We start from the raw sequence: 22671 nt of genomic DNA on the forward strand, positions 1-22671 counted from the left end.
TCACGCTACACCTGTCGTTTAGTCCGAGGCGTGCGGAGACCGGACCGGAACGCGTCGGCCAGGCTCGGGTCGAACCGCGCGCCGCTCGACCGGGGCTCGCGGAGGACCATCACGACCAGGACCAGCCAGCCGATCGGACCGGTGAACACCAGCAGCAGGATCCAGAGTCCGGTGTGGTCGCGGTCGTGCAGCCGGCGCACCAGCAACGTCCACCGTGGCAGGGCGGTCAGCGCCAGCCCGACGATCACCACGGTGTCCCACGGGTTCGGTGCGACCCGGACCCCACCGCCGAAGCCGAACTCGACGCCGCGAGACGGATCGCCGAACAGGGCGAAGTGCACGGCCGGCGAGGGCACGATGCCGAACGGGTCGCCGTACGCGTCCCAGCGCCAGGGCGTGCCCAGCCAGATCGGCAGACCGACCAGCAGCACCACCAGCACGAGTTCGGGCACGAGCGGCCACAGGAACTCGGACCGGCTGGCACGCCCGTGGAACCGCCACCCCTGCGTCCAGAACCGGGCCCACGCCAGCAGCGGCCCTGTACCCCGGACAGCGCCGGGCACCATCGCGCGTTCGCGGAACGTCCACTCCCCCATGCCGCGATCGTAGCGAGACTGCGTCTTCGCCGAGAACGGCTTGCGAGAACGGTCGTTCTCCGATTGACTCGGCTGCGACGGACCCGCTCGGGTCCGCACCCCCACACGAAAGGAGCGCCCATGCCCACGCGCACCGCTCGCACCGCCTGGAACGGCGGCCTGAACGACGGCTCCGGCCAGGTCGAACTCTCCAGCTCCAAGGTCGGCACCTACGACGTGTCGTTCCCGAAGCGCGCCGCCGAGGACGCCGGCGGCACGACGAGCCCGGAAGAGCTCATCGCCGCCGCGCACTCCGCGTGCTACGCCATGCAGTTCTCCGCGGTCCTCGGCGAGGCCGGCGGCACGGTCGAGGCCCTCGACGTCAAGGCCGACGTCTCGCTCGGCCCGGACAGCGCGGGCGGGTTCAAGCTCACCGGCATCGTCCTGACCGTCCACGGCGAGGTCTCCGGCATCGACGAGGCCGCCTTCCTCAGGGCCGCCGAGGACGCCAAGGCGACCTGCCCCGTCAGCAAGGCGCTGACCGGGGTCGACATCTCGCTGAACGCGACGTTCGAGCAGTAGTCGTCACCACCTGATTGACAGGAGGCGCGGTGCTGGCTGGCACCGCGCCTCCTGTTGCGTCGGTCGGTACGCTCGAGGGCATGACGGCCCGCCCCCGCCCCTGGACCCACGTGACGCTGTGGCTCGGCATCGTCGCCGTCGTCGCCGGTGTGGTCGTGGCCGCGACGGCGCCCTCGTCACCGGCGTCGTTCGGCTGGTACGCGTACGCGCCGTTGTCCGACTTCGCCTTCGTCGCCGGCACCACGCCCTGGCAGCTGTGGACCGGCGTCGGCCTCGCCGTCGTCGGTGCGGTCGCCGCCGCGTTCGCGGCCGGGCGGCTCAGCGTCCGTCCGCCGCGCTGAGCCGGGCGTCCGCCGCGGCGATCGCCTGACGCATCCGCTCCGCGTCGCCGTCGGGCCACCCACCGGACCCGGCGAGCGGCAGCTCGGTCATGAACCGTCGGCGCGCCGCGGGGAAGGCACGCACGACGCGGTCCGGGTCCTCGAGCACCGTGCGGTACAGGTTCGGTCCGTCCGCGTAGTACGGGTCGGTCAACACGAGTCGACCGTCCGCACCCCGCATCACGTTCGCCGGGTTCGCGTCGAGCGGGCCCCACCACGGCTGCTCGACGGCACCGCGTGCGTGCACCTGGCGCACGTGCCCTGCCAGCTCCGCGACCTCGGGAGCACCCGCGGCGACGGCGTGCAGGAACGTCGACGCTTCCGGTTCGGGAACCGGGCCGAGTGGCTCCATCAGGGTCAGGTCGCCGCCGCCGTCCAGCACGCGGTGGCCGAACAGTGCCGGGACCTGCCCGGTGTCGGACGCCTGGCGGTAGAACATCGCTGCGTACGGTGCGGCGGGGTCGAACGGGCTGATCCGCGCGACGACGGAACCGTCCGGCGAGCGCAGCGCCCACGCCCAGTCGCCGGTGCCGCACGGCGTCCACCCGGCCGCTCGAAGCGACGCGTCCACGTCACGGTGGGTGGCCCCGGGATCGAGCTCCTGCAGCAGCGCGCGGGCGGTCTCCGTCGACGTCGATGGCATACCCGACACGGTAGGGCATGCGTCCAGGCCGCGTGCAGGACGCGTGGATGACGCATGCGGCGGACGCCAGGCACAATGGCGTGATGCCCGATCCGCTCCACCCTGTTCCCCGGACGGGCCGGCCGCCTCGTCCTCCGCACCGTGCTCGCGCGCGCAGTGTCGCCCAGCACGACCTGCGCGACATCCGCGCTCGGCTCCGTGGCTCGATCTACGAGCACGTCGAACCCGACCGGCAGGCCGCCGCGCAGTACACCGCGGTGCAGATCGTCGACTTCTGTCTCGACGTCGCCGAGGTCATGCTCGCCTCTGGCGCGGACACCCGCAGCGTCGAGATCGCCCTGGTGGCCGTGGCGACCAAGTGGAACCTGGCGCCGCTCGAGCTCGACTTCACGGGCAGTTCGGTGACGATCCAGTACGCCCCCGCCGAGGGTCCGACCCTGGTCAAGATCCGCACGGTCCGCTCGGACGGGTCCGACCTGAACCGACTGGCGTGGGCGAACCAGATCGTCGACGACGTCATCCACGACGAGCGCGACATGACCTCGGCGGTCAGCGCCCTGGTCGCGGTGCTGCGGATGCCGCCGCGGTGGCCGATGTGGGTCGCCGACGTGGGGTTGGCGATCCTCGGCACCTCGGTCGCGATGCAGGCCGGTGGCGGGTGGCGTGCGGGCGTCGGCGCCTTCGTGCTCATGCTCGGGATCATCGTCTCCGGGCGCTGGCTGACCGGACGCGGGTACCCGCAGTTCTTCGTGTCCGGCGCGCAGGGCGCCGTGGCGTCGGTGATCGGCACCCTGGCGATCGGCGCCGGGGTGCTGCAGCCGGCCGGGGCGGCCACGATGGTCGCCGCCCTGGTGGTGCTGCTGCTGCCGCACGTGTCACTGGTCACGTGGGCGCAGGACGCCATCTCCGGCTTCCGGGCGATGGCGGTCGCCCGGGCGTTCTACATCGGCCTGGTGATCGCCGCGATCGTCGTGGGGGTGCCGGCCGGCATCGCGCTGACGACGTGGTTGCACCTGGAGATCGACCCGTCGGGCATCGTCACGCAGACACTGCCGCTGTGGGCGTCGCTGTCGCTGACGGTCGTGTCGGCCGGCGCGAACTGCTTCGTGCAGCAGGCGAGCGCGCGGGTGATCCCGGTCGCGGTCGTGTTCTCGGTGGCCGCGGGCGCGTCGCTGTGGGGGCTCCGCCAGCTCGGGATCCCGCTGCTCGGCGCGACCTTCGTGGCGGCGGTGCTGCTCGGTGTGCTGTCGACGTACGCCGCGGTCCGGATGCGCACCGCGGTGTCGGCGATCTCGGTCCCGGCGTTCTGCGGCGCGCTGCTGCCCGGTGTCGCGGTGTCGAACGCGCTGCTGAACGTCATGTCGGGCAGCTCGAGTGCCGCGCTGGACTTCGTCGCGGCGGTGTCGGTGGCGCTCGGCATCGGCGCCGGACTCGTGCTGGGCGGGCTCTTCGCGACCCCGGGGGCACGACGGGCCCTGCGCCGGACGCGACGGGTCGTGGTGCACTCGGTGCACAACGACACCACCGCGCTGCGGGTCATCCGCGACAGCGGGTACGACCCCGGCAACGGCACCGTGCCGCGGCTGCCGCGCACGCACTGAACCGTGCGGGCGCGCACCGTGTGCAGCGGGCGGACGACGCGAGCGCCCCGCGTCTGCGCCGCAGGCGGACTACAGGTCCCAGCCGTCGTCGGACCACGTCGACAGCCGACGGACGGCCTGCGGCTGGTACCGCTCCATCCACCCGCGCTCGAGTCGGCCGACGGCCCGGTCGAACGCCGGCACCAGGTCCAGGTCGGCACGCAGCAGTGCCTGCAGCTGCAGGCCCTCGTACAGGGCGATGAGCTGCTCGGCGCCGCGTCGGGGTTCCATCGTGTGCGGCGCGCGTCCGACGGCGACGTCGTGTTCGAGCCCGCGCTTGATCTGCGCGAAGAAGAGCTGGTAGCGGGACCGCAGGTACGACGACATCGGGTGTGCGGGGTTCCCCGCGACCGACAGCAGCGCGACGAGCAGGCGCATCAGGGCCGGGTCCTCGGCGTTCGAGGCGACGATCCCGCGCAGGAGCTGCACGGTGCTGCCGTCGCCGACCTCGCGCGTGACCTCGTCCATCCGCGCGCCGTTCCACCGGTCCAGCGCGGCGAGCACCAGGCCGTCCCACGACGGGAAGTGCTGCTGCAGTTCGTGCACCGTGATGTCGAGCCGCTCGGCGACGGCGTCGGGCCGCGCCTCGTGGAACGGCACGTCCCGGAGCAGGTCGACGGTGGCCCCGACGATCGTGATCCGCAGGTGCAGGGTCGCGGCCGCTGCGGCGGCTGCCGCGGTGTCCGCGCTGGTGTCCTCGAGCATCATGCCCTCCGTCGATCCGGGACGGCGGGTCGACGTCAGTGGGACCCGTGTCCGATCGCGGACGTCCTGTCCGCATCCCTCAGCCTGACGTGTTCCGGGGCGCAACAGAATCCCCGGTACGGGGGTCGGCATTCTGGAGGACAGGACGGTCGTGCGCACCTGGCGTGTTCCCGGTCGGCTGTGTGACGATGCCCGCATGACCCCGGACCACCCCACCGCCCAGGGCCTGGCGACCATGGCGTCCGCCGGCTTCGAGTTCGGCGGCGACCCCGACCAGGTCGCGCACGACGTCCGGACGATGTGGCAGCAGCTCGGACGGCCGCAGGGCGCGTTCGAGGCGGCCGCGCAGGCGATCGCCGTCCTGCCGCAGCGACCCGAGGTGCCGGTGGCCGCCCAGGCCGAACGGCGGCGCCTCGAGCGGGCGTTCGGCATCAACCCGGTCGAGGTCGAGCTGGCGGCGGCGCTGTCGGCCCGCGAGCTCCTCGAGCGCCTGGCACGGAGCTGCAGCGTCGGCTGACGCGCCACGTCGGCACCACACACCGGACGGGAGGCCCGGTGCCAGCTGGCACCGGGCCTCCCGTCCGTCCCGTGGGGACCCGGACCGCTACGGCGTCGGCATCCCACCGTCGACGTGCAGCGTCTCCCCGACGACGTACGACGACTCGCCGCTCGCCAGGAACACGTAGGCCGGCGCGAGCTCGGCCGGCTGGCCCCAGCGGCCCAGGTAGGTCTGCTCGCCCGCGGACGGCAGCGCCTCGGGCGGCTGACCACCGGCCGGCTGCAACGGGGTCCAGATCGGCCCGGGTGCGACGGCGTTCACGCGGATGCCCTTCGGTGCGAGCTGCGCGGCCAGGCCCTTCGCCAGGTTGTTCACGGTCGCCTTGGTGGCCGCGTAGTGGACCAGGTGCGGCGACGGCGCGTACGCCTGGATCGACGTCGTGTTGATGATCGTCGAGCCGGGCTGCAGGTGCGGCACCGCGGCCTTCGTGATCCGGAAGGTCGCGTACACGTTCGTCTTGAAGGTCTCGTCGAACTCCTCGTCCGAGATGTCGACGATCGACTCGACGTTCTGCTGCTTGCCCGCGTTGTTCACCAGGATGTCCAGTCCACCGAGTTCCTGCACCGCGGTGGCGACGAGCTGCTCGCAGAACGCGAGCGAGGTGATGTCGCCCGGGATCGCGACGGCCTTGCGCCCGGCAGCCTCGATCAGCCCGACGATGCGGTCGGCGTCCTCCTGCTCCTCGGGCAGGTAGCCGATCGCGACGTCGGCACCCTCGCGGGCGTAGGCGATCGCGACCGCAGCACCGATGCCCGAGTCGCCGCCCGTCACGAGCGCCTTGCGGCCGGCGAGTCGACCGGCGCCGCGGTAGGTGTCCTCGCCGTGATCGGCCGGCACGTTCTTCGCCATCTCCTCGTCGGTCCCGGCGCCGGGGAGGTACTGCTCGTCCGGCTGCTTGTCGGCGTACATCGTGGTCGGGTCCTGCATTGCGTACTGGTCGATCTGCTGGTCCGTCATCGTCACGACGCTACGCAGCGGGGCCTCTCCGTCCCGTCAGGCGGGTGTCCCCCGCTCGCGGCGGTCCCGCCCGGCCGCCCGGCCACTCCGTTCAGGAGGCCCGGGGCCGGTCCGTCGCGCCGCTCCGGACAGCCCGTGGCGAACATCACGGTCCGGTGACGGCGCGGACCCGATTCGGTAACACCCGTCGCCGAGCAGGACCCGTGGTCGTACGGTCGGACGGTGACCGCTCGGACCTGCATCGCGCTCGGCGCTGCCGCACTCGCCATCGTGGCCGGTGCGACGACCGCCGACCTGTCGCACGGGCACGCGCTCGACGACCGGGCCGTCGCCGCCGAGGTCACCCCCGGGCCCGACGCCGCGCACGTGTCGAACGCCAAGCTCCGACGTGTCGACGGCCTCGAGCTCGATGCCGAGTCGATGACCCTGCGCCGCGGCGACCGGACCGTCGCCGTCGCGTCGATGCGCAACGCGGACGAGACCGTCGCGCTGCTCGACCGACTGTTCGGCACGCCGTCGCGCACCCAGACCGCCGAGGGTGACGGCGGCCGGTGCTTCCCCGCCGGTGTCACGTACACGTGGGGCGGCGGGTTCCGCGTGGCTGCACTCACCACCCCCTCCGACCTCGGCAACGCGCTCGAGGTCCGCATCCTCCGCTCCGAGGTCCGCGCGCGCACCGGCGGGCTCGTCGAGCTGAGCGGACCCGATGACGTGCAGGTCGGCGACGACGTGCACGACCTGATCGACGACGCGCGGCAGCGCGACCGCGAGTCCCTCGGGTCCGGCGACGCCACGGCCTGGCAGGTCCTGCTCGCCGAGGGGTGGCCGTCGGACCGGGCGGGCGCCGGCACGAACGGCGTCTCGGCGCTGACGGACGACACCACCGTCACCGTGATCGGGTCGCCGATGCCCGTCAACGCCGACCACGGCTGCTGACGCCGACTCAGATCCGCAGGCGCGCCACCACCGGGAAGTGGTCGCTGGCGAACCAGGTCTCCGGCCCGTCGTGGTCGATCACGACCCGGTCGACCGCGGTCACGCCCCTGGTCAGGACCCAGTCGATCCGCTCGCCGGAACTGACCGGCGGCGCCCAGTCGTTGAACGTCGCCGTCCGGTCCTCGGGATCACCGGCGACGACCCACGCGTCGGTGAACCCGCCCTCGGCGAACACCCGCGACGCCGCACCGGCACCGGCCGGCTCGTTGCAGTCGCCCGCGAACACGACTGGTCCGTCGACGCCCGCGAACCGCTCGACGATCAACGCTGCGCTCCGTGCACGGACGTCGTCACCGTGCGCGGTGTCCTCGTGGTCGAAGTGCGTCGTCACGAGCGTGAAGTCGTCGCCCTGCAGGTCGAGGAACCGGGCGTGGTTCGCGATGCGCGGGAAGACGCTGCCCCAGGTGTTCGACACCGGCTCGTCGGGGGTGTCCGACAGCCAGAAGGAGCCCTCGTCGACCGGGCGGAGCCGCGCGGTCCGGAAGAACACGGCGGCGTGCTCGCCCGCTGTGCCACCCTCGCGTCCCTGGCCGACGTCGACGTACCCGGGCAGCCCCTGGCGCAGGTCGTCCATCTGGTGGTCGAAGGCCTCCTGCACGCAGAGCACGTCGGGATCGTGCCGGCGGACGACGTCGAGCAGGACGGGCAGCCGCGCCGGCCAGTCGTGGGCCGGGTCCGGGTTCTTGATGTTGTAGGTCACGAGGGTGATCGGCTGCGCGGAGGTGCTCACGTGTCGAACCTACGGGCATGTCCCGGACGCGGTCGTCATGACCCGGCGCAACGCCAGGATGCCGTCCCGCGCCCGGGACTTCGCGGTGGCGGTGGGGACACCGAGCCGCTCCCCCGTCTCGGGGCCGCTCATCCCGACCAGGTACCGCAGGACGACGGCGTCCCGTTGCCGATCGGGCAGTGCGCGCACCGCGCGGTACAGGTCCCGACGGTCGAGCACCGACTCCGCGCGCTCGACGTGGGCGTGGTCGACGAGCTCCAGGTCACGCGCCCCGATCCGCAGGTCGCGGTCCCGGTCCGCACGTGCCTTCCGCAGGCGGTCGATCGCGCGGCGCTGGGCGATCGTCCGGATCCACGCGACGGCCGACTGCTCCGGGTCGAACCGGTCGGCGATCGTCCACAGCTCGAAGAACACGTCCTGCACGACCTCGTCCGCCACCCACGCGTCGGCGAGGTACTGGCGGACCCAGTGCTGCACGAGCGGGCGGTACCGCTCGTACACGCGGGTGAACGCCGCCCGGTCGCCGTGACCGACCGCCGCCAGGAGTGCGCACTCCTCGGCGCGGAGTGCTGGCCGGTCGATCGTCACCACCAGAATGTGACATTCTTCCGGCGGTGGTGCAAGTCAGGGTCAGTAGATGCAGGAGTCCGCTTGACCGTACGCGTGCACCGCGGTCGACGTCGGGCTCGGCTCGTCCGAGGGCGACGCCGCGGACGAGCCACCGTCGGACGACCCGGCATCGGCGGAGCCCGTTGCGGGTGCCGCCGGGGCAGCCGGGGCGGCCACGGCGGTCTTGCCGTCGGTCCCGAGCACCAGCGTGACACCCGTCACGCTGGCCGTCTGCACCGCGACCGCGCCGGGCACGGCGTCCACGACGGCCTTGGCCTGCGCCTCGGACCCGGCGGGGTACTGCACCATCGTCGTCGCGGTGGTGTCGGACGATCCCGGAGCGCCGACCTGGAAGCCGCGGCCCGCCAGCGTCGTCCCCGCCGCACCGGCCGCACCCGTGACACCGCTGCCGTTGAGCACCGTGACGGAGACCGACGCCGGGTCCGCGGCGGTCGCCGTCGTGTAGGCCTCGGGCTGTCCGACCAGCCCCTGCACGAAGGCCGGCATGCCCGCGGTGTCGACCTCGACGATCGACAGCGCGGACCCGCCGACGGAGATGGTCGGGGTGCCGAGGATCGGGATCGTCGCGGACTTGATCGCCGCGGGCCGCAGGTTCCGCAGCTGCGTGGCGAGCGAGAGCATGTCGAGACCCTGGTCCGTCTCGATCGACCCACCGATCGCGTCGATGACGTTCGTGGCCTTGACCGGGTTGAGCAGCGTGCCGGCGGACAGGATCTTGCGCGCCTCTTGCGACAGGAAGTACTGCTGGCGGACCTGCCGGTCCAGGTCGCCGTTCGGCAGGCCGTGCCGTTGCCGCACGAAGGACAGCGCCTGCTTCGCGTCGAGCTGGGAGTCGCCGGCGGGCAGGTCGACCCCGGAGTACTCGTCCTTCGCCGGTTCCTTCAGGCACACGCTGACCGGGCCGAGCTGCTTGACGATCTCGTAGAAGCCGAGCAGGGAGACCCGGACGTAGTGGTCGATCGACAGCCCGCTCAGGCCCTCGATCGTCTTGATGAGCAGCTGCGCTCCGCCTGCGGCCCCGCCGTTGTTCAGGGTGCCGTAGTAGAAGGCGCTGTTGAGCTTGCCCTTGCCGACACCGGGGATCGACACGTACGAGTCGCGGGGGAACGAGATCATCGTCGCGTCCTTGCCGTCGGCCGAGATGTGCAACACGATCATCGTGTCGGTGTTGGTCGCGCCGCCGTCGGACTCGGTGCTCAGTTCGGCGAGCTGCTCGGGCGTCGCGTTGTCCGGCCGGTGGTCGTCGCCGACCAGCAGGATGTTCATGGCCTTGCCGTCGACGTCGTCCTGCTTCGTCGTCGAACCGGTGATCGCGTCGACCTTGGTGACGCTCGATGCCAGTCGGTTGTAGGCGAAGGCCGCGTACCCGCCGCTCAGCAGCAGCCCCATCGTCAGCACGCCCGCGATGGCGGGGATCACCACGCCGATCCCGCGCTTCTGCCGGCCGTGCCGGGGCGGCACGGTGCCGCGTCGGCGGCGCTCGGTCGTCTCTTCAGGCTGCGTGCTCACTGCAGCACGATAACCGCAGACCGCGGGATGAGCATGGGACGGACCCGAGAACCGGTCCGGACCACCCCCGGACTGGAGGCCCGGTGCGGGCCCGCCCCGCGCCTCCTGTCCGTCGGCTGGTCGCCGCGCGAGTGTCCGGTGTCAGCCGCGCGTCGGCAGCAGGTGCACGGCCTCCATCGCGAGCTCCGCCGCGATCGGGTCCTTCGCGACGACCGCGTCGCGCAGCTTCTGCAGCTCGGGACGCACGACGTCGGCGGGGATCAGCTCGGCGAGCTCGGGCACGCGCAGCTTGAACGCCAGCCCGTCGGTCGTCGAGCGGCAGAGCTGTTCGAGCGACGGGTTGCCGCACGACCCGGCCCACATCGAGTACAGGTCGGCGCCGTCGTGGGCGACCTTCGCCTGTTCGTCCTTGTCCAGGCTGGCCAGGCTGCGGTCGATCATCGCGACGATCTTCTTGCGTTCGCCGTCCTTCAGCCGGGGCACGGCCAGCCGGACCACACCGCCGTAGATGACGCCGAGGGTGCGGTAGGCGTCGAGCAGTTCGTCCTTCGACGGTGCGGCGACCCGGGTGTAGCGGTTCGGCGCCATCTCGATCAGACCCGCACGGGCCAGCTCGGCCAGTGCTTCGCGGATGGGGGTGCGCGAGACGCCGAGCCAGGCGATCAGGTCGTCGTCGTTCAGCCGCTCGCCCGGTTCGAGGGTGCCGTCCATGATCGCGTCGCGGATCTTGTCCTGCACGGTGTCACGGAGGAGCTTCCGCTCTGCGGCGGGCTGCGTCGAGGGGACTGGCATGTGCCCAGCGTGTCACATGTCAGCGTGCTTCCGCGACAGGCGCGACGGCCACCACGCACGGTGGCCCAGGTCGTACACGAGCGCGGGCACCAGCAGCGAGCGCACGACGATCGTGTCGAGGAGCACCCCGAACGCCACGACGAAGGCGATCTGCACCAGGAACAGGATCGGGATGACGCCGAGCGCGGCGAAGGTGGCGGCGAGGACGACGCCGGCCGAGGTGATCACGCCGCCGGTGACGCCCAGCCCGCGCAGGACGCCCTCGTGCGGCCCCGAGCGGATCGTCTCCTCGCGCACCCGGGTCATCAGGAAGATGTTGTAGTCCACGCCGAGCGCCACCAGGAACACGAACGAGAACAGCGGGACGGACGGGTCGGCTCCGGGGAAGTGGAACACGTGGTCGAACACGAGCGCACCGACACCGAGGGCCGCCGCGAAGGACACGATCACGCTGCCGATCAGCACCAGGGGCGCGACGATGCTGCGCAGCAACAGCATCAGGATGAGCAGGATCACGACCAGCACGACGGGGATGATGAGCGTGCGGTCGCGGATGCCGGTGTCGTTCGTGTCGACCGCCGTCGCGGTGACCCCGCCGACGATCGCCCCCGGGTCGGCGCGCTCGACGGCGACCCGCAGGTCGCGGACGGTCTGCTCGGCGGCGTCGGAGTCGGCGGTGTCGGTCAGGGTGGCCTGCAGCAGCACACGACCGTCGACCACGGTCGGCTCGGCCGCCTGCCCGGTGGCGGACTGCGTCGCGCCGGGCTGCCCGGTGCGGCCCTGGGTCGCGTCGGCGTCCTTGCCGACCGGCACGGTGCCGGTCTGTGACTGCTTCGACACCGCGGCCACCCCGTCGATGCCGTCGGTGCGCTCGATGGCCGCGACGAGCCGGTCGAGGCGGTCGGCGTCACCGATCACCTGGGCGGGACTGCCCGATCCCCCCGGGAAGTGGTCGGCGAGCACGGCCTGGCCGTCGCGGGCCTGGGACTGCCCGATCACCAGGTCGCTCTGCGGCACGCCGTCGGCCCGGAGCCCGAGCAACCCGGTCCCCATCGCCAGCAGACCGACCGTGCAGACGATCCAGACCACGCGCGACCGTCGGGCCACCAGCCGACCGACCCGTGCCCAGACCCCGCGGGCGTCCGGCCCGGTCACGGCCTTGTGGGCGCTGCCGTACGTCGGTCGGAGCGGCCAGAACGCGGCGCGTCGGAAGGCCAGCAGCAGCGCGGGCAGCAGCGTCAGGGCGGCGAGCACGCTGAACGCGATGCCGATCGCCGCGACGGGCCCGAGCGCCTTGTTGGAGTTGAGGTCCGACAGCAGCAGGCAGAGCACACCCACGATGACGGTGCCGCCCGAGGCCAGGATCGGTTCGAGGCTGCCGCGCAGTGCCGCCTTCGTGGCGTCCCACCCGGTGCGTTGGTCCCGCAGCGCCTCGCGGTAGCGCGAGACGTACAGCAGGGCGTAGTCCGTCGCGGCGCCGATCACCAGGATCGACAGGATGCCCTGCACCTGCCCGTTGACGGTGACGATGCCCGCCTTCGCCAGGGCGTAGACGACCAGGATCGATGCCGTCAGGGCGAACGTCGCGGTGCCCAGGACCAGGAACGGCAGCAGCGGCGACCGGTAGACGACCACCAGGATCACCAGCACCGCGAGCAGTGCCACCCCGAGCAGGATCCCGTCGATGCCCGCGAACGCCGCGGTCAGGTCGGCGGTGAACCCGGCCGGCCCCGTCACGAAGCCCTGCACCCCGGACGGCAGCGCTCGGTCGACGTCGCTCCGGATGGCGGCGACGGCGTCGCCGGTCTCCGCGGCCTTCGTCAGCGTCGCGACGATCTCGACCGCGTCGCCGTCCTGGCTCGGGATCGGCGGGCTGACGGACGCGACGTCGGACCGGTCCCCCAGCTGCTGGGCCAGGTCCGATGCCGCGGCGGTGTCGGACGACCGCAGGCCACCGTCACGCTCGAGCACGACGACGGCCGGGGCGCCGGTCTCGTCGCGGAACGCTGCGGACTGCTGCTGCACCTTCGTCGCGTCGGCGGACGCGGGCAGGAACGAGGTCTGGTCGTTGGTCGAGACCTCGGAGATCTTGCCGAAGAACGGGCCGCCGACCGAGGCGACGCCGAGCCAGACCACGATGACGAGCGCGGGGAGCACGATGCGGAGGAAGCGGGGCACGGCGCTGAGCGTACTCCAATCGTCAGCATGCTGAACACTCGGTGACGCGCGAGCGTCGCTCCGTAGACTCGGGTCCATGCACGACGATCCCGCAGCCTGGCCGCTCGGCCGACTCCTGGCAGCGGCAGCACGGTCGGTCGAGCGCGACTGGGACGAGCGTCTGCGCGAGATCGGGCTGCCACACGCGGCCCTGATCGCCATCGACATCCTGATCCGCACCGGCCCCACGGGCGCGGACACCCTGGCCCGGACGGCTCGGGTCCAGCCCCAGACGATGTCGCGCACACTCGAACGCCTCGAGCGCGACGGCCTGGTCGAGCGCGGCCCGCACCCCGACGACCGCCGCCGCCGGGTCGTCACGGTGACCGAACGGGGCCGAGCCGCCTGGGGCGAGGCCAAGCACGTCGAGCGCGAGGTCCTGCCCGACGACGCCGAACTGCGTGCCGCGCTCGGGCGCATCATGGAGCGCTCGCAGAAGCAATAGCATCTGAAATACCACATGGAGTACACTGGGTCGTCGGCACCAGGGCCGACTCGATCCCAGGAGTCTGCATGTCCGGTCGCCGTTCCGCCCCGCGTCGCCGACGCCCGTTCCTCGTGGCGCTCGTCGCCACCCTCGGCTCGCTCGTCGGCATCGCGGCGGTGATCGCCGTCGTCGCGAGCATCTTCGTCAGCGGTCTCGCGCGCAGCTACGACCGCAACACCGACACCATCGCGGACGCCTTCCCGACCGGCGAACGCCCGGCCCCGGCGGACGCAGACGCGGTCAACGTCCTGCTGATCGGGTCCGACTCCCGGAGCCGCCTCGACCCGGGCGGCGACCACACGGCCGGCGGACGCTCCGACACCCTGATGCTCGCGCACCTGCCGGCCGACCGCAGATCGGTGCAGCTCATGTCGATCATGCGCGACTCGTGGGTCGACATCCCCGGACACGGCACGGCGAAGATCAACGCGGCGTACGCGTGGGGTGGCATCCCGCTCACGGTGCAGACCGTCGAACAGCTGCTCGACGTCCGGATCGACCACGTCGCCGAGATCGACTTCGCGGGGTTCACGGGCATGACGGACGCGCTCGGCGGGGTCACGGTGCGGTCTCCGCAGGCGTTCGAGGCGGGCGGCCACCACTTCGTCGCGGGCGAGAACCGGCTCGACGGCACCGCAGCGCTGGACTTCGTGCGGGAGCGACACGCGTTCGCCGATGCCGACCACACCCGGGTGGCGAACCAGCAGGCGTTCATGCGCGGGATCGTCGACGGGGTGCTGTCGAAGGGCACCCTGACCGACCCCGGTCGCATCCAGGACTTCGTCACCGCGACCAGCAAGTACCTGTCCGTCGATCCCGGGCTCGACTTCGGCACCCTCGTCGGCCTGGGCTGGTCGCTCCGCCATGCCTCGCCGGACGACCTGCAGACCTTCACGATGCCCACGGCGGGCGGCGGCACCTCGCCGGACGGACAGTCCTACGTCACCGTGAACCAGGGCGCCGTGCAGTCCCTCAGCGCCGCGCTCCGGTCGGACGACCTGACGAACTGGTTGGCGACGAACCCGCACTGATCGGTGAGCAGCATGACGAACGCCCCCGCGACCAGTGGTCGTGGGGGCGTTCGTGGTGACCGGGCGACCCGATCCGGTGGTCCGGATCAGGCCGGGAGCTGCAGCGTCTGACCCGCGTAGATCAGGTTCGCGTTGTCGATCGAGGTGTTCGCGGCCCAGAGCGTGTTCCAGCCGCCGTCGATCCCCAGCTTGGTGGCGATGCTGTCGAGCGTGTCGCCCGACGCCACCGTGTAGGTCTTGCCGCTCGTCGGCACGGCCGCGGGCTTGGTGGGCCCGGCCGGGACTGCCGGCGTGGTGGCCTTCGGGGCCACCGACGTGCGCGGCGCGGTCGCCGTGGGGGCGGCGGCCTGCGGAGCCGGTGCCGCGGCGGCGGGAGCTGCCTGCTGCTGCGGGATGGCAGCCGGCGCGGCACCGGTCGTGCCGCTCAGGCCGAGCTTCGCGGAGCAGGCGGGCCATGCGCCCCAGCCCTGCGACGCGAGGACGTGCTCCGCGACGGCGATCTGCGTCTCGCGGCTGGCGTTCGCCGGGCTGCCGGAGCCGCCGTTGGCGGTCCAGGTGCTCTGCGTGAACTGCAGGCCGCCGTAGTAGCCGTTGCCGGTGTTGATCGCCCAGTTGCCGCCGGACTCGCACTGCGCGAGGGCGTCCCAGGTCGAGCCGTCGGCAGCGTTCGCGGGGGCGGACAGCCCCACGCCGGCTGCGGCGATGCCGGCGAAGGCGAGTCCGCCGAGGACGGCGCGAGTTCGGGTGGTCTTCTTCATGTGTGTTGCTCCAACGGGGTCGCGCGCCGGAGATCCGGCGTTCCACTGCCCACCCCGACCGATCGCGGTCTGGTGAGGTGTCGCCGGGGGCAGTGGTCGCGCCGGCGTCACGGTCGGCCACCATAGGAAACTCCGACTCGTTATCAAACTGAGACAAATGGTTCTACCCATTGGTGCTAGGCGCCGAGAACGATTTCCTGTACGGCCGGATCGCCGCGTCCGAGCGGATCCGACGTCCCCGTGACGATGAACATCCGAATTCCCTGGCAATGGTCGGTTTCTGCCGGAGCCGCTCCACCGATGCGCCTGCGGGCCAGGCGTCAGGACCCGATGCGGGACAGCAGGGTGACGGCTTCCAGGTGTCCGGTCTGCGGGAACATGTCCAGCACCCGGGCCCGTCGCAACCGCAGCGACGGCATGCACGCCAGGTCACGCGCCAGCGTCACGGGGTTGCAACTCGAGTAGACGACGTGTTGGACGTCCGAACCCTCGAGCCAGTCGGCGAGTGCCGTCCCGATGCCGCGGCGGGGCGGGTTCACGACGACGAGCTCCGGCGTCTGGTCGGGCCGGGCGCGCAGCGCGTGCTCGGTGGCGTCGTCGGCGGCGAACCGGACGTCGGACAACCCGGCCTCGCGCGCGGACTGCCCGGCGGACCGGATCGCCTCGCGCGAGGTCTCGATCCCGGTGACCAGCCGCCCGGGTCGCGCGGCGTGCAGGGCGAACCCGCCGACGCCGCAGTACAGGTCCCACATCGAGGACGGAGCGACCTCGTCGATCCATGCCGACGCCTGGGCGTAGAGCTCGGACGCCACGACCGTGTTCGTCTGGAAGAAGCTCTGCGGCCGCAGGTGCATCGTGACGGGGCCGACCCGCATCGGCAGCGTCTCCTGTTCGGTGAGCACGATCTCGCGCTCCCCCTCGGTGACGGCCTTGTGTTCGGGCAGCAGGTTCGCGGTGACGACCACGGCGCGCGGCAGCGTGAGCAGCAGGTCGCCGAGCCGTGACCGCAGCCGTGCGAGCTGCCCTTCGGACCGCAGGACGAAGCGCACCATCAACTCGCCGTCGGGCGACTCCGTGACCAGGACGAACTTCAGCTCACCCCGACGCGAGGCCACGTCGTACGGGATCAGCCCGGCCGACGTGACGAAGTCGGCCAGCACGGGCAGGGCCTGGCGGATGCCCAGCGTGCAGATGCCGCAGTGCCGGATGTCGACGGCACGCTGCCGGTGGTCGAGCAGGCCGATCGTGGGGTGCTCGGCGGATCCGCCGACGACCATCTTCGCCCTGTTGCGGTAGCCGGACTCGGGGCTGGTGACGGCCGGCAGCCACGAGACCGCGCCCGGTCCTCCGGCAGCCTCGACCGCGTCGTGCAGGAGCTCACGGGTGCGGAGTTCCTTGTCGAGGACCTGCTCGGCGTACGGCTGCCCCATGAGCGTGCACGAGCGGCACACCCCGCGGTCGAAGTAGTCGCACTGCATGGCCGAGTCAGGATACGGCGTCGCGGGTCCCCGTCGGCAGCCGGTACACGCTCGTGGTGGCGGTGAGGAACAGCGTGGTGCCGTCGTCGCCGCCGAAGCACAGGTTCGACACGACCTCGGGCACGGGGACCTCGCCGATGCGGCTGCCGTCGGGGGCGAACACGACGATGCCCCGGTGCGAGGACGACCACACGTTGCCCGCGACGTCGACCCGGATGCCGTCGGGGACGCCCTCGCCGGCACCGAACCGCGCGAACTCGCGGCCGTTCTTCACGCGGGGCAGGACGGCGTCCCCGTCTCCCCGGGGCGAGGCGTCGACGTCGTAGGCCCGGATCACGGGGGCGTCACCGGACGAGCTCGCGACGTAGAGCACCCGCTCGGACGGGTCGAACGCCAACCCGTTCGGCTCGTCGACGTCGAGGACGACCGGGCGCAGGTCCTGGCCGTCGGGGCCGCAGCGGAACACCCAGTGGTCGCCGTACTCCCGGACGCCGGGGTGCCCTTCGCGCGGCTGGGTGATGCCGTAGGCCGGGTCGGTGAACCACACGCTGTCGTCCCGCGCGACCACGACGTCGTTCGGGGAGTTGAGCCGGACGCCGTTCCAGGCATCGGCGATCACCGTCACGACGCCGTCCCGTTCGCGCTCGACCCGCCGGTGTCCGTGCGAGCACTGCACGACGCTGCCGTCCCGGTCGCGCGCGCGGCCGTTCGTGAACTCGACCCCGGTGGCGTACTCGTCAACGGCGCCGGACGCAGCATGCCACTGCAGGATCCGGTCGCCGGGGATGTCCGACCAGCGCAGGGTGCTGGTCTCCGGGATCCAGAGCGGCCCCTCGGCCCAGGTGCTGCCGGTGGCGATGCGCTCGAGGGCGCCGGGATCGGGGACCAGGTCCGTCATCGTCGACATGGCGTCAGGCTAGCGGGAGCGGCTCAGTCGGTGGTGTCCTGCAGCGCGTCGAGCGTCGCGATGTCCTCGGGCGAGAGCACGAAGTCGACGTCCGCGTTCTCGGCGATGCGCGACGGCGTGGTCGACTTCGGCAGCGGCAGCACGTCCTTCTCGAGCAGGTAGCGGATGGCGACCTGGGCGACGGTCTTGTCGTGCCCCGCCGCGATCTCCTGGATCGCCGTGTTGGACAGCAGCCCGCCCGTGGCGAGCGGCGAGTAGCCCTCGACCAGGACGTCCCGCTCGGCGCAGAACGCCGTGGTGTCGTCCTGGGTGTTGCCGATGAACCAGCGGATCTGGTTGGCGTGCGGGACGACGTCGGTGGCGCCGAGCAGGTGCTCCAGGTCGGGGACGGCGAAGTTGGAGACGCCGATGGACTTCGTCCTGCCGGCGTCGTAGAGCTCCTCGAACACCTTCCAGACCTCGACGTTGCCGTCGCGGTGGTCGCTGCCCATGTCGCTCCAGGGCCACGGCGCGTGGATCAGGTACAGGTCGACGACGCCCAGGTCGAGGTTGCCCGACGACTCGGCGAACGCGTCGCGCGCACCGGCCGCCGTCTTGATCTCGGCCGGCAGCTTGGTGGTGATGAAGACCTCGTCGCGCGGGACACCGCTGTCGCGCACCGCTTCGCCGACACTGGCTTCGTTGCCGTACGCCAGGGCGGTGTCGATGTGGCGGTACCCGGCGTCGAGGGCGGCTCGGGTGGCGTCGTACGCCTGGGTGCCGGAGGGGATCTGCCAGGTGCCGAAGCCGATCTTCGGGATGTGCAGACCGTTGGACATGACGAACGTGTCGGTGAGAGCAGGCATGTCCCGGACAGTACGCCCGCGTCAGTCGGTCAGGTCCACGGACAGGATCCGGTCGTCGCCGTCGCCGGCGGAACCGCGTCCGTCGGTGTTGTTCGTGACGAACCAGAGCGTGTCGTCCGGGCCCTCGAGCACGGTGCGCAGGCGTCCGTAGGTGCCGCCGAACCACTCGCGTGACGTGGTCGGGTCGGCGACGGGCACCGACCGGAGCACCTCGCCCTGCAGGTTCGCGATGAACACCGTGTCGTCGACGACCGCCAGACCCGAGGGGCTCGCGTCGTCGGTCCGCCACTGCTGCACGGGGTCCACGAAGCCCTGGTCGGTCCCGCCCTTCCCCTCGACCTCGGGCCACCCGTGGTTCTCGCCGGCCCGGATCACGTTCAGTTCGTCCCACGTGTCCTCGCCGAACTCCGAGGCGAACATCGTGCCGTCGTCCGCCCACCCCAGCCCCTGCACGTTGCGGTGCCCGAGCGAGTACACCGGCGAGCCCGCGAACGGGTTGTCGTCCGGCACGGCGCCCGAGGGCGTCAGGCGGAGGATCTTGCCGGCCAGCGAGTCCCGGTCCTGCGCCTCGGACCGGTCCCCGGCGTCGCCGACGGTCACGTAGAGCATGTCGTCGGGTCCGAACGCGATCCGGCCGCCGTTGTGGAAGCTGTTCGCCGGCAGGTCGTCGATGACGGTCGTCGGGTCGCCGAGGCCGTACGACCCGGGCCGCCCCGTCAGCGGGTAGCGCTCGACCCGGTTGCCGTCCTGGCCGGTGGAGTACACGAACAGGTCGTCGTCCTCGACCGCCAGTCCGAGCAGCCCGCCCTCGCCGCCGTGCCGGATGCCGTCCACCGTGCCGACGGTGCGCGTGGACCCGTCGTCCGCCAGTTCGAGGACGTCGCCCGAGTCGCGCAGGCTCACGAGCGGCACGTCGGCGTCGGTCATCACGACCGACCACGGCGCCTGCAGGTCGGTCGCCACGTCGCGCACGGCGCCGGTCGGGGCGGCCTCGTCGCGCGCCAGGTCGCTCGGCGGCGAGGCCGAGACCCGGCCGCGCTCGTCGTCCTCGGCATCGGGCCCTGCCGTGCACCCGGCGAGCGCCAGGACGACCAGGGCGAGTGACGCGAGCGGGGCGGCGGTTCGGGTGCGCATGGCCGTCACGCTATGCGTTCCCACAGGTGGACGGACAGGAGGCTCGGCACCTGTCCGGCGGACACCCGGCGGTCCGTCAGGTGGCCGGTGCGTGCGGGGCGCGTCAGCGCTGGGAGACCGGGCTGATGACGAGCTCGTCGACGCGGACGTGCGCCGGGGCGTCGAGGACGAACCCGATCGTGCGGCCGATGTCCTCGGGGGTGAGCATCACGGCGCGGGCGGCGGCGTCGGGCACCGTCGGACGCTGCTGCAGGAACTCGGTCGCGACGTCGCCGGGGCACAGGTGCGTCGCCCGCAGACCGTGCGGTGCCTCCTGCTGGTTCAGGGTCCGGACGACCGAGCCGAGCGCGGTCTTCGACGCCGAGTAAGCGACTCCGGCCCCCGGCTGGAAGGACCATCCCGCGTACGAGGACACCACGACCACCACGCCGGCACCGCTCGTCCGGAGTGCGGGGAGCGCGGCGTCGACGACGCTCACGACCCCGGTCAGGTTCGTGTCGACGACCGCGCGGAACGTCCCGAGCGACTGGTCGTCCCACCGGCGGGCCGGTGCGTTCAGTCCGGCGGCCAGCACCAGGCCGTCGAGCCGACCGTGTCGGGACGCGACGGTCGCTGCGGCGGCGACCACCGCCTCCTGGTCGGATGCGTCCAGCGGCAGCACGTCCGCGGTGCCGCCCGCCTGCCGGACCTGGTCCGCGACCTCGTGCAGCCGGTCCGCCCGGCGCCCGCTGAGCACCACCGTCCAGCCGCTCGCCGCCGCGGTCCGGGCGGCTGCGGCACCCATGCCGCTGCCGCCTCCCGTGATCCAGAGGACTCGTCCCGATGCTGCGTTGGCCATGGGGGAATGGTAGAGGTGGTGGTGTCGACGACGTCCGTCGACTGGACAGGAGCGATGATGCACCTCGACCTGAGCGACCGTGTGGTCGTCGTCACCGGAGCCGGCCGCGGGATCGGGAGCGTGCTCGCGGAGCGCTTCCGCACCGAGGGCGCACGCGTCGTCGCCCTCGACCTGGCCTTCGACGGGCCGGACGACCCCGACCACGTCGTGTGCAACGTCGCCGACCCGGACTCGGTCGCCGCGGCGGTGGAGACGGTCGTCGACCGGCACGGCACGATCGACGTGCTCGTGAACAACGCCGGCATCAACGTGGACGGCCTGGTGGCGGACCTGACGTGGCCGGACTGGCAGCGGTGCATGGACGTCAACATGGGCGGCACGTTCCTGATGAGCCAGGCGGTGGCCCCGGTGATGCAGCGGGCCGGCAGCGGGCGGATCATCAACGCGGCGTCCTTCGCGGCGATCGTGCCGAGTGTCGGCAGCGCCGCCTACGCCGCGTCGAAGTCCGCCGTCGTGGCCTTCACGCGGGTGCTGGCGTCGGAGCTCGGGCCGTGGGGCATCACGGTGAACGCGTATGCGCCGGGCATGGTGCCGACGGCGATGAACGGCTTCGCGACCATGCCGGCCGAGGCCCAGGACCGGCTGCTCGACACCCTGTCGCTGCGGCGGTGGGAGACCCCGGACGACGTCGCCGACCTGCTGGTGTTCCTGGCCAGCGACGCGTCGGCGTACATCACGGGGACGCTGCTCGACGTGTCGGGCGGCAAGCTCGCGACGCAGATCCCGTCGCGCGCACACGGGCGGTAGCTGGCGGCAGCGGACGGTGGCGGCCGTCAGCGCAGCATGCGCTCGAGCAGGTCACGGAGCCGGCGCCGGTCGGCCGCCGGCAGCTTCTCGGTCAGGGGCACCAGGGCGCGTCGGATCGCGGTCTCGAGTTCCGCCGCGACATCGTGGCCGCGATCCGTCAGCACGACGTCGACCGCGCGGGCGTCGTCGGCGTTCGGCACCCGCGCCAGCAGCCCCTTCGTCGACGCCCGCGCCACCAGGCCGGTCATCGTCGACTTCTCGAGCCCCATGTACGCCGCCAGGTCGCCGATCCGCAGACGGCGGTCGCGCAGGATCGCCAGCACCCGCAGCTGGGTGAGGGACAGACCAGCGTCCGCGGCCAGGTCGGTCAGTGCACCCATGGTGGTGAAGGCCGTCTGCCCGAGGGCGTCGACCAGGCGGTCCTGTTCGCTCGTGTCCATGACGACAGCCTAGTTGACGCAGTTCGTGAAACGAACTACTTTGATTCGTAACACGAACCACAGGAGCCGATCATGCACGCAGCCGTCGTCACCCACTTCGACACCGCCCCGACCTGGACGACGTTCCAGGACCCCACCCCCACCGCCGATCAGGTCCTGGTCGACGTCGTCGCTGCCGGGCTGCACCCCCGGGTGCGCTCCCAGGCATCCGGCTCGCACTACACGAGCGAGGGGGCACTCCCGCTGGTCCCCGGCGTGGACGGCGTCGGGCGGTTCTCGGACGGCACGCTCCGGTACTTCGCGGTGCAGTCCGACACCCGCGGCTCGATGGCCGAGCGCGTGGCGGTCGACCCCCGCGCCAGTGTCGTGCTGCCCGACGGCACCGACCCCGTCACCGTCGCCGCCGGCACCAACCCGGTGATGTCGTCCTGGGTCGCCCTACGCCAGCGCATCGTGTTCCCCGCCGGAGCCCGCGTGCTGGTGCTCGGCGCGACCGGGGCCTCCGGGCGCGCGGCGATCCAGGTCGCGAAGCACCTCGGCGCCTCGCGTGTGGTGGCCAGCGGGCGCGACCCCCGACGCCTGGCCACGCTCGCCGCGCTCGGAGCCGACGCGGTCGTGCCGCTCGACGACGTCGCAGCCCTGGCGGCCGAGGCGTCGGACGTCGACGTGGTGCTCGACTACGTCTGGGGCGCTCCGACCGCAGCGGCGATGGCGGCGATCGTCACCGCTCGGCGGGCCCGCGGCGACCGCCTCGACTGGATCGCGATCGGATCGACAGCCGGTCCCGAGGCGGTGATCCCGTCCGCGGCACTGCGGGCATCGGGGCTGACCGTCGTCGGCAGCGGGCAGGGTTCCGTGGGCATCGGCGGCTTCGTGGCGGAACTCCCCGGCATCGTCCGGGCGATCGCCGACGGCACGATCGCGGTGGACGCGACCGCCGTCCCGATGGCCGAGGTCGCCCGGGCGTGGGCCGGACAGGGTGCTGTCGGGGCGGGCAGAGTGGTGCTCGCAGTCTGATCCGCGATCGGGCA

At 72.2% G+C, this 22671-nt stretch carries 25 protein-coding genes; 9 read left to right on the forward strand and 16 right to left on the reverse strand.

Going from position 1 to position 22671, the window contains the following annotated elements:
- Positions 1-5: 5 nt before the first annotated feature.
- A complete protein-coding gene (locus ACLBWP_RS17820; protein ID WP_447656173.1) occupies positions 6-596 on the reverse strand; it encodes a DUF805 domain-containing protein in 591 nt (196 codons plus the stop codon).
- A gap of 120 nt (positions 597-716) precedes the next feature.
- On the opposite strand from ACLBWP_RS17820, the gene ACLBWP_RS17825 reads away from it, so the two are divergent.
- Both ACLBWP_RS17825 and ACLBWP_RS17830 read left to right on the forward strand, forming a co-directional pair.
- Positions 717-1157: an OsmC family peroxiredoxin gene (locus ACLBWP_RS17825; protein ID WP_447656174.1), complete on the forward strand. Its 441-nt coding sequence runs from the start codon at positions 717-719 to the stop codon at positions 1155-1157.
- Between the two features lie 80 nt (positions 1158-1237).
- The gene (locus ACLBWP_RS17830) at positions 1238-1498 is read left to right on the forward strand and encodes a hypothetical protein (RefSeq protein ID WP_447656175.1); all 261 of its coding nucleotides are present in this window, start codon (positions 1238-1240) and stop codon (positions 1496-1498) included.
- On the opposite strand, the gene ACLBWP_RS17835 is transcribed toward ACLBWP_RS17830, so the two are convergent.
- Entirely contained in the window at positions 1476-2180 is a 705-nt protein-coding gene (locus ACLBWP_RS17835) for a hypothetical protein (RefSeq protein ID WP_447656176.1), read from the reverse strand. The genes ACLBWP_RS17830 and ACLBWP_RS17835 overlap by 23 nt on opposite strands.
- A gap of 83 nt (positions 2181-2263) precedes the next feature.
- Between ACLBWP_RS17835 and ACLBWP_RS17840 the strand changes: the two genes are divergently transcribed.
- Positions 2264-3781 carry a threonine/serine ThrE exporter family protein gene (locus tag ACLBWP_RS17840; protein ID WP_447656177.1) on the forward strand — a complete coding sequence of 506 codons (1518 nt, stop codon included), beginning with the start codon at positions 2264-2266 and terminating at the stop codon, positions 3779-3781.
- A 69-nt stretch (positions 3782-3850) separates the two neighbouring features.
- On the opposite strand, the gene ACLBWP_RS17845 is transcribed toward ACLBWP_RS17840, so the two are convergent.
- Positions 3851-4525 carry a TetR/AcrR family transcriptional regulator gene (locus ACLBWP_RS17845; RefSeq protein WP_447656178.1) on the reverse strand — a complete coding sequence of 225 codons (675 nt, stop codon included), beginning with the start codon at positions 4523-4525 and terminating at the stop codon, positions 3851-3853.
- Positions 4526-4721: 196 nt separating this feature from the next.
- On the opposite strand from ACLBWP_RS17845, the gene ACLBWP_RS17850 reads away from it, so the two are divergent.
- Entirely contained in the window at positions 4722-5042 is a 321-nt protein-coding gene (locus ACLBWP_RS17850) for a hypothetical protein (protein ID WP_243564288.1), read from the forward strand.
- Between the two features lie 87 nt (positions 5043-5129).
- Here the strand turns inward: ACLBWP_RS17850 and ACLBWP_RS17855 are convergent, their stop codons facing one another.
- Positions 5130-6041 carry an SDR family oxidoreductase gene (locus ACLBWP_RS17855; protein WP_447656179.1) on the reverse strand — a complete coding sequence of 304 codons (912 nt, stop codon included), beginning with the start codon at positions 6039-6041 and terminating at the stop codon, positions 5130-5132.
- A 222-nt stretch (positions 6042-6263) separates the two neighbouring features.
- Here ACLBWP_RS17855 and ACLBWP_RS17860 point away from each other — a divergent pair, with 222 nt between their 5' ends.
- Entirely contained in the window at positions 6264-6977 is a 714-nt protein-coding gene (locus tag ACLBWP_RS17860; protein ID WP_447656180.1) for a hypothetical protein, read from the forward strand.
- 7 nt (positions 6978-6984) lie between these two features.
- Here the strand turns inward: ACLBWP_RS17860 and ACLBWP_RS17865 are convergent, their stop codons facing one another.
- From ACLBWP_RS17865 to ACLBWP_RS17885, 5 genes are all read right to left on the reverse strand, one after another.
- Entirely contained in the window at positions 6985-7767 is a 783-nt protein-coding gene (locus ACLBWP_RS17865) for an endonuclease/exonuclease/phosphatase family protein (protein ID WP_447656181.1), read from the reverse strand.
- A gap of 9 nt (positions 7768-7776) precedes the next feature.
- The gene (locus ACLBWP_RS17870; RefSeq protein WP_447656182.1) at positions 7777-8355 is read right to left on the reverse strand and encodes a sigma-70 family RNA polymerase sigma factor; all 579 of its coding nucleotides are present in this window, start codon (positions 8353-8355) and stop codon (positions 7777-7779) included.
- Between the two features lie 42 nt (positions 8356-8397).
- Positions 8398-9906, reverse strand: coding sequence for an LCP family protein (locus tag ACLBWP_RS17875; protein WP_447656183.1), 1509 nt, complete (start codon positions 9904-9906; stop codon positions 8398-8400).
- 141 nt (positions 9907-10047) lie between these two features.
- On the reverse strand, positions 10048-10698 hold the full coding sequence (locus ACLBWP_RS17880) for a GntR family transcriptional regulator (protein WP_447656184.1): 651 nt from the start codon (positions 10696-10698) through the stop codon (positions 10048-10050).
- 12 nt (positions 10699-10710) lie between these two features.
- Positions 10711-12876 carry an MMPL family transporter gene (locus ACLBWP_RS17885; RefSeq protein ID WP_447656185.1) on the reverse strand — a complete coding sequence of 722 codons (2166 nt, stop codon included), beginning with the start codon at positions 12874-12876 and terminating at the stop codon, positions 10711-10713.
- Positions 12877-12952: 76 nt separating this feature from the next.
- On the opposite strand from ACLBWP_RS17885, the gene ACLBWP_RS17890 reads away from it, so the two are divergent.
- Both ACLBWP_RS17890 and ACLBWP_RS17895 read left to right on the forward strand, forming a co-directional pair.
- Positions 12953-13360, forward strand: a complete 408-nt coding sequence (locus tag ACLBWP_RS17890) for a MarR family winged helix-turn-helix transcriptional regulator (RefSeq protein ID WP_243564281.1) — start codon at positions 12953-12955, stop codon at positions 13358-13360.
- Positions 13361-13428: 68 nt separating this feature from the next.
- On the forward strand, positions 13429-14433 hold the full coding sequence (locus tag ACLBWP_RS17895; RefSeq protein ID WP_447656186.1) for an LCP family protein: 1005 nt from the start codon (positions 13429-13431) through the stop codon (positions 14431-14433).
- Positions 14434-14519: 86 nt separating this feature from the next.
- On the opposite strand, the gene ACLBWP_RS17900 is transcribed toward ACLBWP_RS17895, so the two are convergent.
- From ACLBWP_RS17900 to ACLBWP_RS17925, 6 genes are all read right to left on the reverse strand, one after another.
- Positions 14520-15191: a LysM peptidoglycan-binding domain-containing protein gene (locus tag ACLBWP_RS17900; RefSeq protein ID WP_447656187.1), complete on the reverse strand. Its 672-nt coding sequence runs from the start codon at positions 15189-15191 to the stop codon at positions 14520-14522.
- Positions 15192-15511: 320 nt separating this feature from the next.
- On the reverse strand, positions 15512-16669 hold the full coding sequence (rlmC, locus tag ACLBWP_RS17905) for a 23S rRNA (uracil(747)-C(5))-methyltransferase RlmC (RefSeq protein WP_447656188.1): 1158 nt from the start codon (positions 16667-16669) through the stop codon (positions 15512-15514).
- Between the two features lie 7 nt (positions 16670-16676).
- Entirely contained in the window at positions 16677-17576 is a 900-nt protein-coding gene (locus tag ACLBWP_RS17910) for an SMP-30/gluconolactonase/LRE family protein (RefSeq protein WP_447656189.1), read from the reverse strand.
- A 23-nt stretch (positions 17577-17599) separates the two neighbouring features.
- Positions 17600-18421, reverse strand: a complete 822-nt coding sequence (locus tag ACLBWP_RS17915) for an aldo/keto reductase (RefSeq protein ID WP_447656190.1) — start codon at positions 18419-18421, stop codon at positions 17600-17602.
- A gap of 21 nt (positions 18422-18442) precedes the next feature.
- Entirely contained in the window at positions 18443-19555 is a 1113-nt protein-coding gene (locus tag ACLBWP_RS17920) for a PQQ-dependent sugar dehydrogenase (RefSeq protein WP_447656191.1), read from the reverse strand.
- A 103-nt stretch (positions 19556-19658) separates the two neighbouring features.
- Positions 19659-20393, reverse strand: coding sequence for an SDR family oxidoreductase (locus ACLBWP_RS17925; RefSeq protein ID WP_447656192.1), 735 nt, complete (start codon positions 20391-20393; stop codon positions 19659-19661).
- A gap of 57 nt (positions 20394-20450) precedes the next feature.
- On the opposite strand from ACLBWP_RS17925, the gene ACLBWP_RS17930 reads away from it, so the two are divergent.
- A complete protein-coding gene (locus ACLBWP_RS17930; RefSeq protein WP_447656207.1) occupies positions 20451-21200 on the forward strand; it encodes an SDR family NAD(P)-dependent oxidoreductase in 750 nt (249 codons plus the stop codon).
- A gap of 26 nt (positions 21201-21226) precedes the next feature.
- On the opposite strand, the gene ACLBWP_RS17935 is transcribed toward ACLBWP_RS17930, so the two are convergent.
- A complete protein-coding gene (locus tag ACLBWP_RS17935; protein ID WP_447656193.1) occupies positions 21227-21640 on the reverse strand; it encodes a MarR family winged helix-turn-helix transcriptional regulator in 414 nt (137 codons plus the stop codon).
- A 72-nt stretch (positions 21641-21712) separates the two neighbouring features.
- Between ACLBWP_RS17935 and ACLBWP_RS17940 the strand changes: the two genes are divergently transcribed.
- Positions 21713-22657: a zinc-binding dehydrogenase gene (locus ACLBWP_RS17940; protein ID WP_447656194.1), complete on the forward strand. Its 945-nt coding sequence runs from the start codon at positions 21713-21715 to the stop codon at positions 22655-22657.
- Positions 22658-22671: the final 14 nt, after the last annotated feature.

It is taken from the genome of Microbacterium sp. M1A1_1b (genome assembly GCF_053345565.1).

Bases quoted from the DNA above. Each gene is read 5' to 3' on its own strand.
- ACLBWP_RS17890 (WP_243564281.1), top strand. From the start codon at position 12,953: ATGCACGACGATCCCGCAGCCTGGCCGCTCGGCCGACTCCTGGCAGCG.
- ACLBWP_RS17855 (WP_447656179.1), bottom strand. From the start codon at position 6,041: ATGACGGACCAGCAGATCGACCAGTACGCAATGCAGGACCCGACCACG.
- ACLBWP_RS17935 (WP_447656193.1), bottom strand. From the start codon at position 21,640: ATGGACACGAGCGAACAGGACCGCCTGGTCGACGCCCTCGGGCAGACG.
- ACLBWP_RS17830 (WP_447656175.1), top strand. From the start codon at position 1,238: ATGACGGCCCGCCCCCGCCCCTGGACCCACGTGACGCTGTGGCTCGGC.
- rlmC (WP_447656188.1), bottom strand. From the start codon at position 16,669: ATGCAGTGCGACTACTTCGACCGCGGGGTGTGCCGCTCGTGCACGCTC.
- ACLBWP_RS17900 (WP_447656187.1), bottom strand. From the start codon at position 15,191: ATGAAGAAGACCACCCGAACTCGCGCCGTCCTCGGCGGACTCGCCTTC.
- ACLBWP_RS17850 (WP_243564288.1), top strand. From the start codon at position 4,722: ATGACCCCGGACCACCCCACCGCCCAGGGCCTGGCGACCATGGCGTCC.
- ACLBWP_RS17895 (WP_447656186.1), top strand. From the start codon at position 13,429: ATGTCCGGTCGCCGTTCCGCCCCGCGTCGCCGACGCCCGTTCCTCGTG.
- ACLBWP_RS17825 (WP_447656174.1), top strand. From the start codon at position 717: ATGCCCACGCGCACCGCTCGCACCGCCTGGAACGGCGGCCTGAACGAC.
- ACLBWP_RS17940 (WP_447656194.1), top strand. From the start codon at position 21,713: ATGCACGCAGCCGTCGTCACCCACTTCGACACCGCCCCGACCTGGACG.
- ACLBWP_RS17930 (WP_447656207.1), top strand. From the start codon at position 20,451: ATGCACCTCGACCTGAGCGACCGTGTGGTCGTCGTCACCGGAGCCGGC.
- ACLBWP_RS17925 (WP_447656192.1), bottom strand. From the start codon at position 20,393: ATGGCCAACGCAGCATCGGGACGAGTCCTCTGGATCACGGGAGGCGGC.
- ACLBWP_RS17910 (WP_447656189.1), bottom strand. From the start codon at position 17,576: ATGTCGACGATGACGGACCTGGTCCCCGATCCCGGCGCCCTCGAGCGC.
- ACLBWP_RS17835 (WP_447656176.1), bottom strand. From the start codon at position 2,180: ATGCCATCGACGTCGACGGAGACCGCCCGCGCGCTGCTGCAGGAGCTC.
- ACLBWP_RS17820 (WP_447656173.1), bottom strand. From the start codon at position 596: ATGGGGGAGTGGACGTTCCGCGAACGCGCGATGGTGCCCGGCGCTGTC.
- ACLBWP_RS17840 (WP_447656177.1), top strand. From the start codon at position 2,264: ATGCCCGATCCGCTCCACCCTGTTCCCCGGACGGGCCGGCCGCCTCGT.
- ACLBWP_RS17915 (WP_447656190.1), bottom strand. From the start codon at position 18,421: ATGCCTGCTCTCACCGACACGTTCGTCATGTCCAACGGTCTGCACATC.
- ACLBWP_RS17920 (WP_447656191.1), bottom strand. From the start codon at position 19,555: ATGCGCACCCGAACCGCCGCCCCGCTCGCGTCACTCGCCCTGGTCGTC.
- ACLBWP_RS17845 (WP_447656178.1), bottom strand. From the start codon at position 4,525: ATGCTCGAGGACACCAGCGCGGACACCGCGGCAGCCGCCGCAGCGGCC.
- ACLBWP_RS17880 (WP_447656184.1), bottom strand. From the start codon at position 10,698: ATGCCAGTCCCCTCGACGCAGCCCGCCGCAGAGCGGAAGCTCCTCCGT.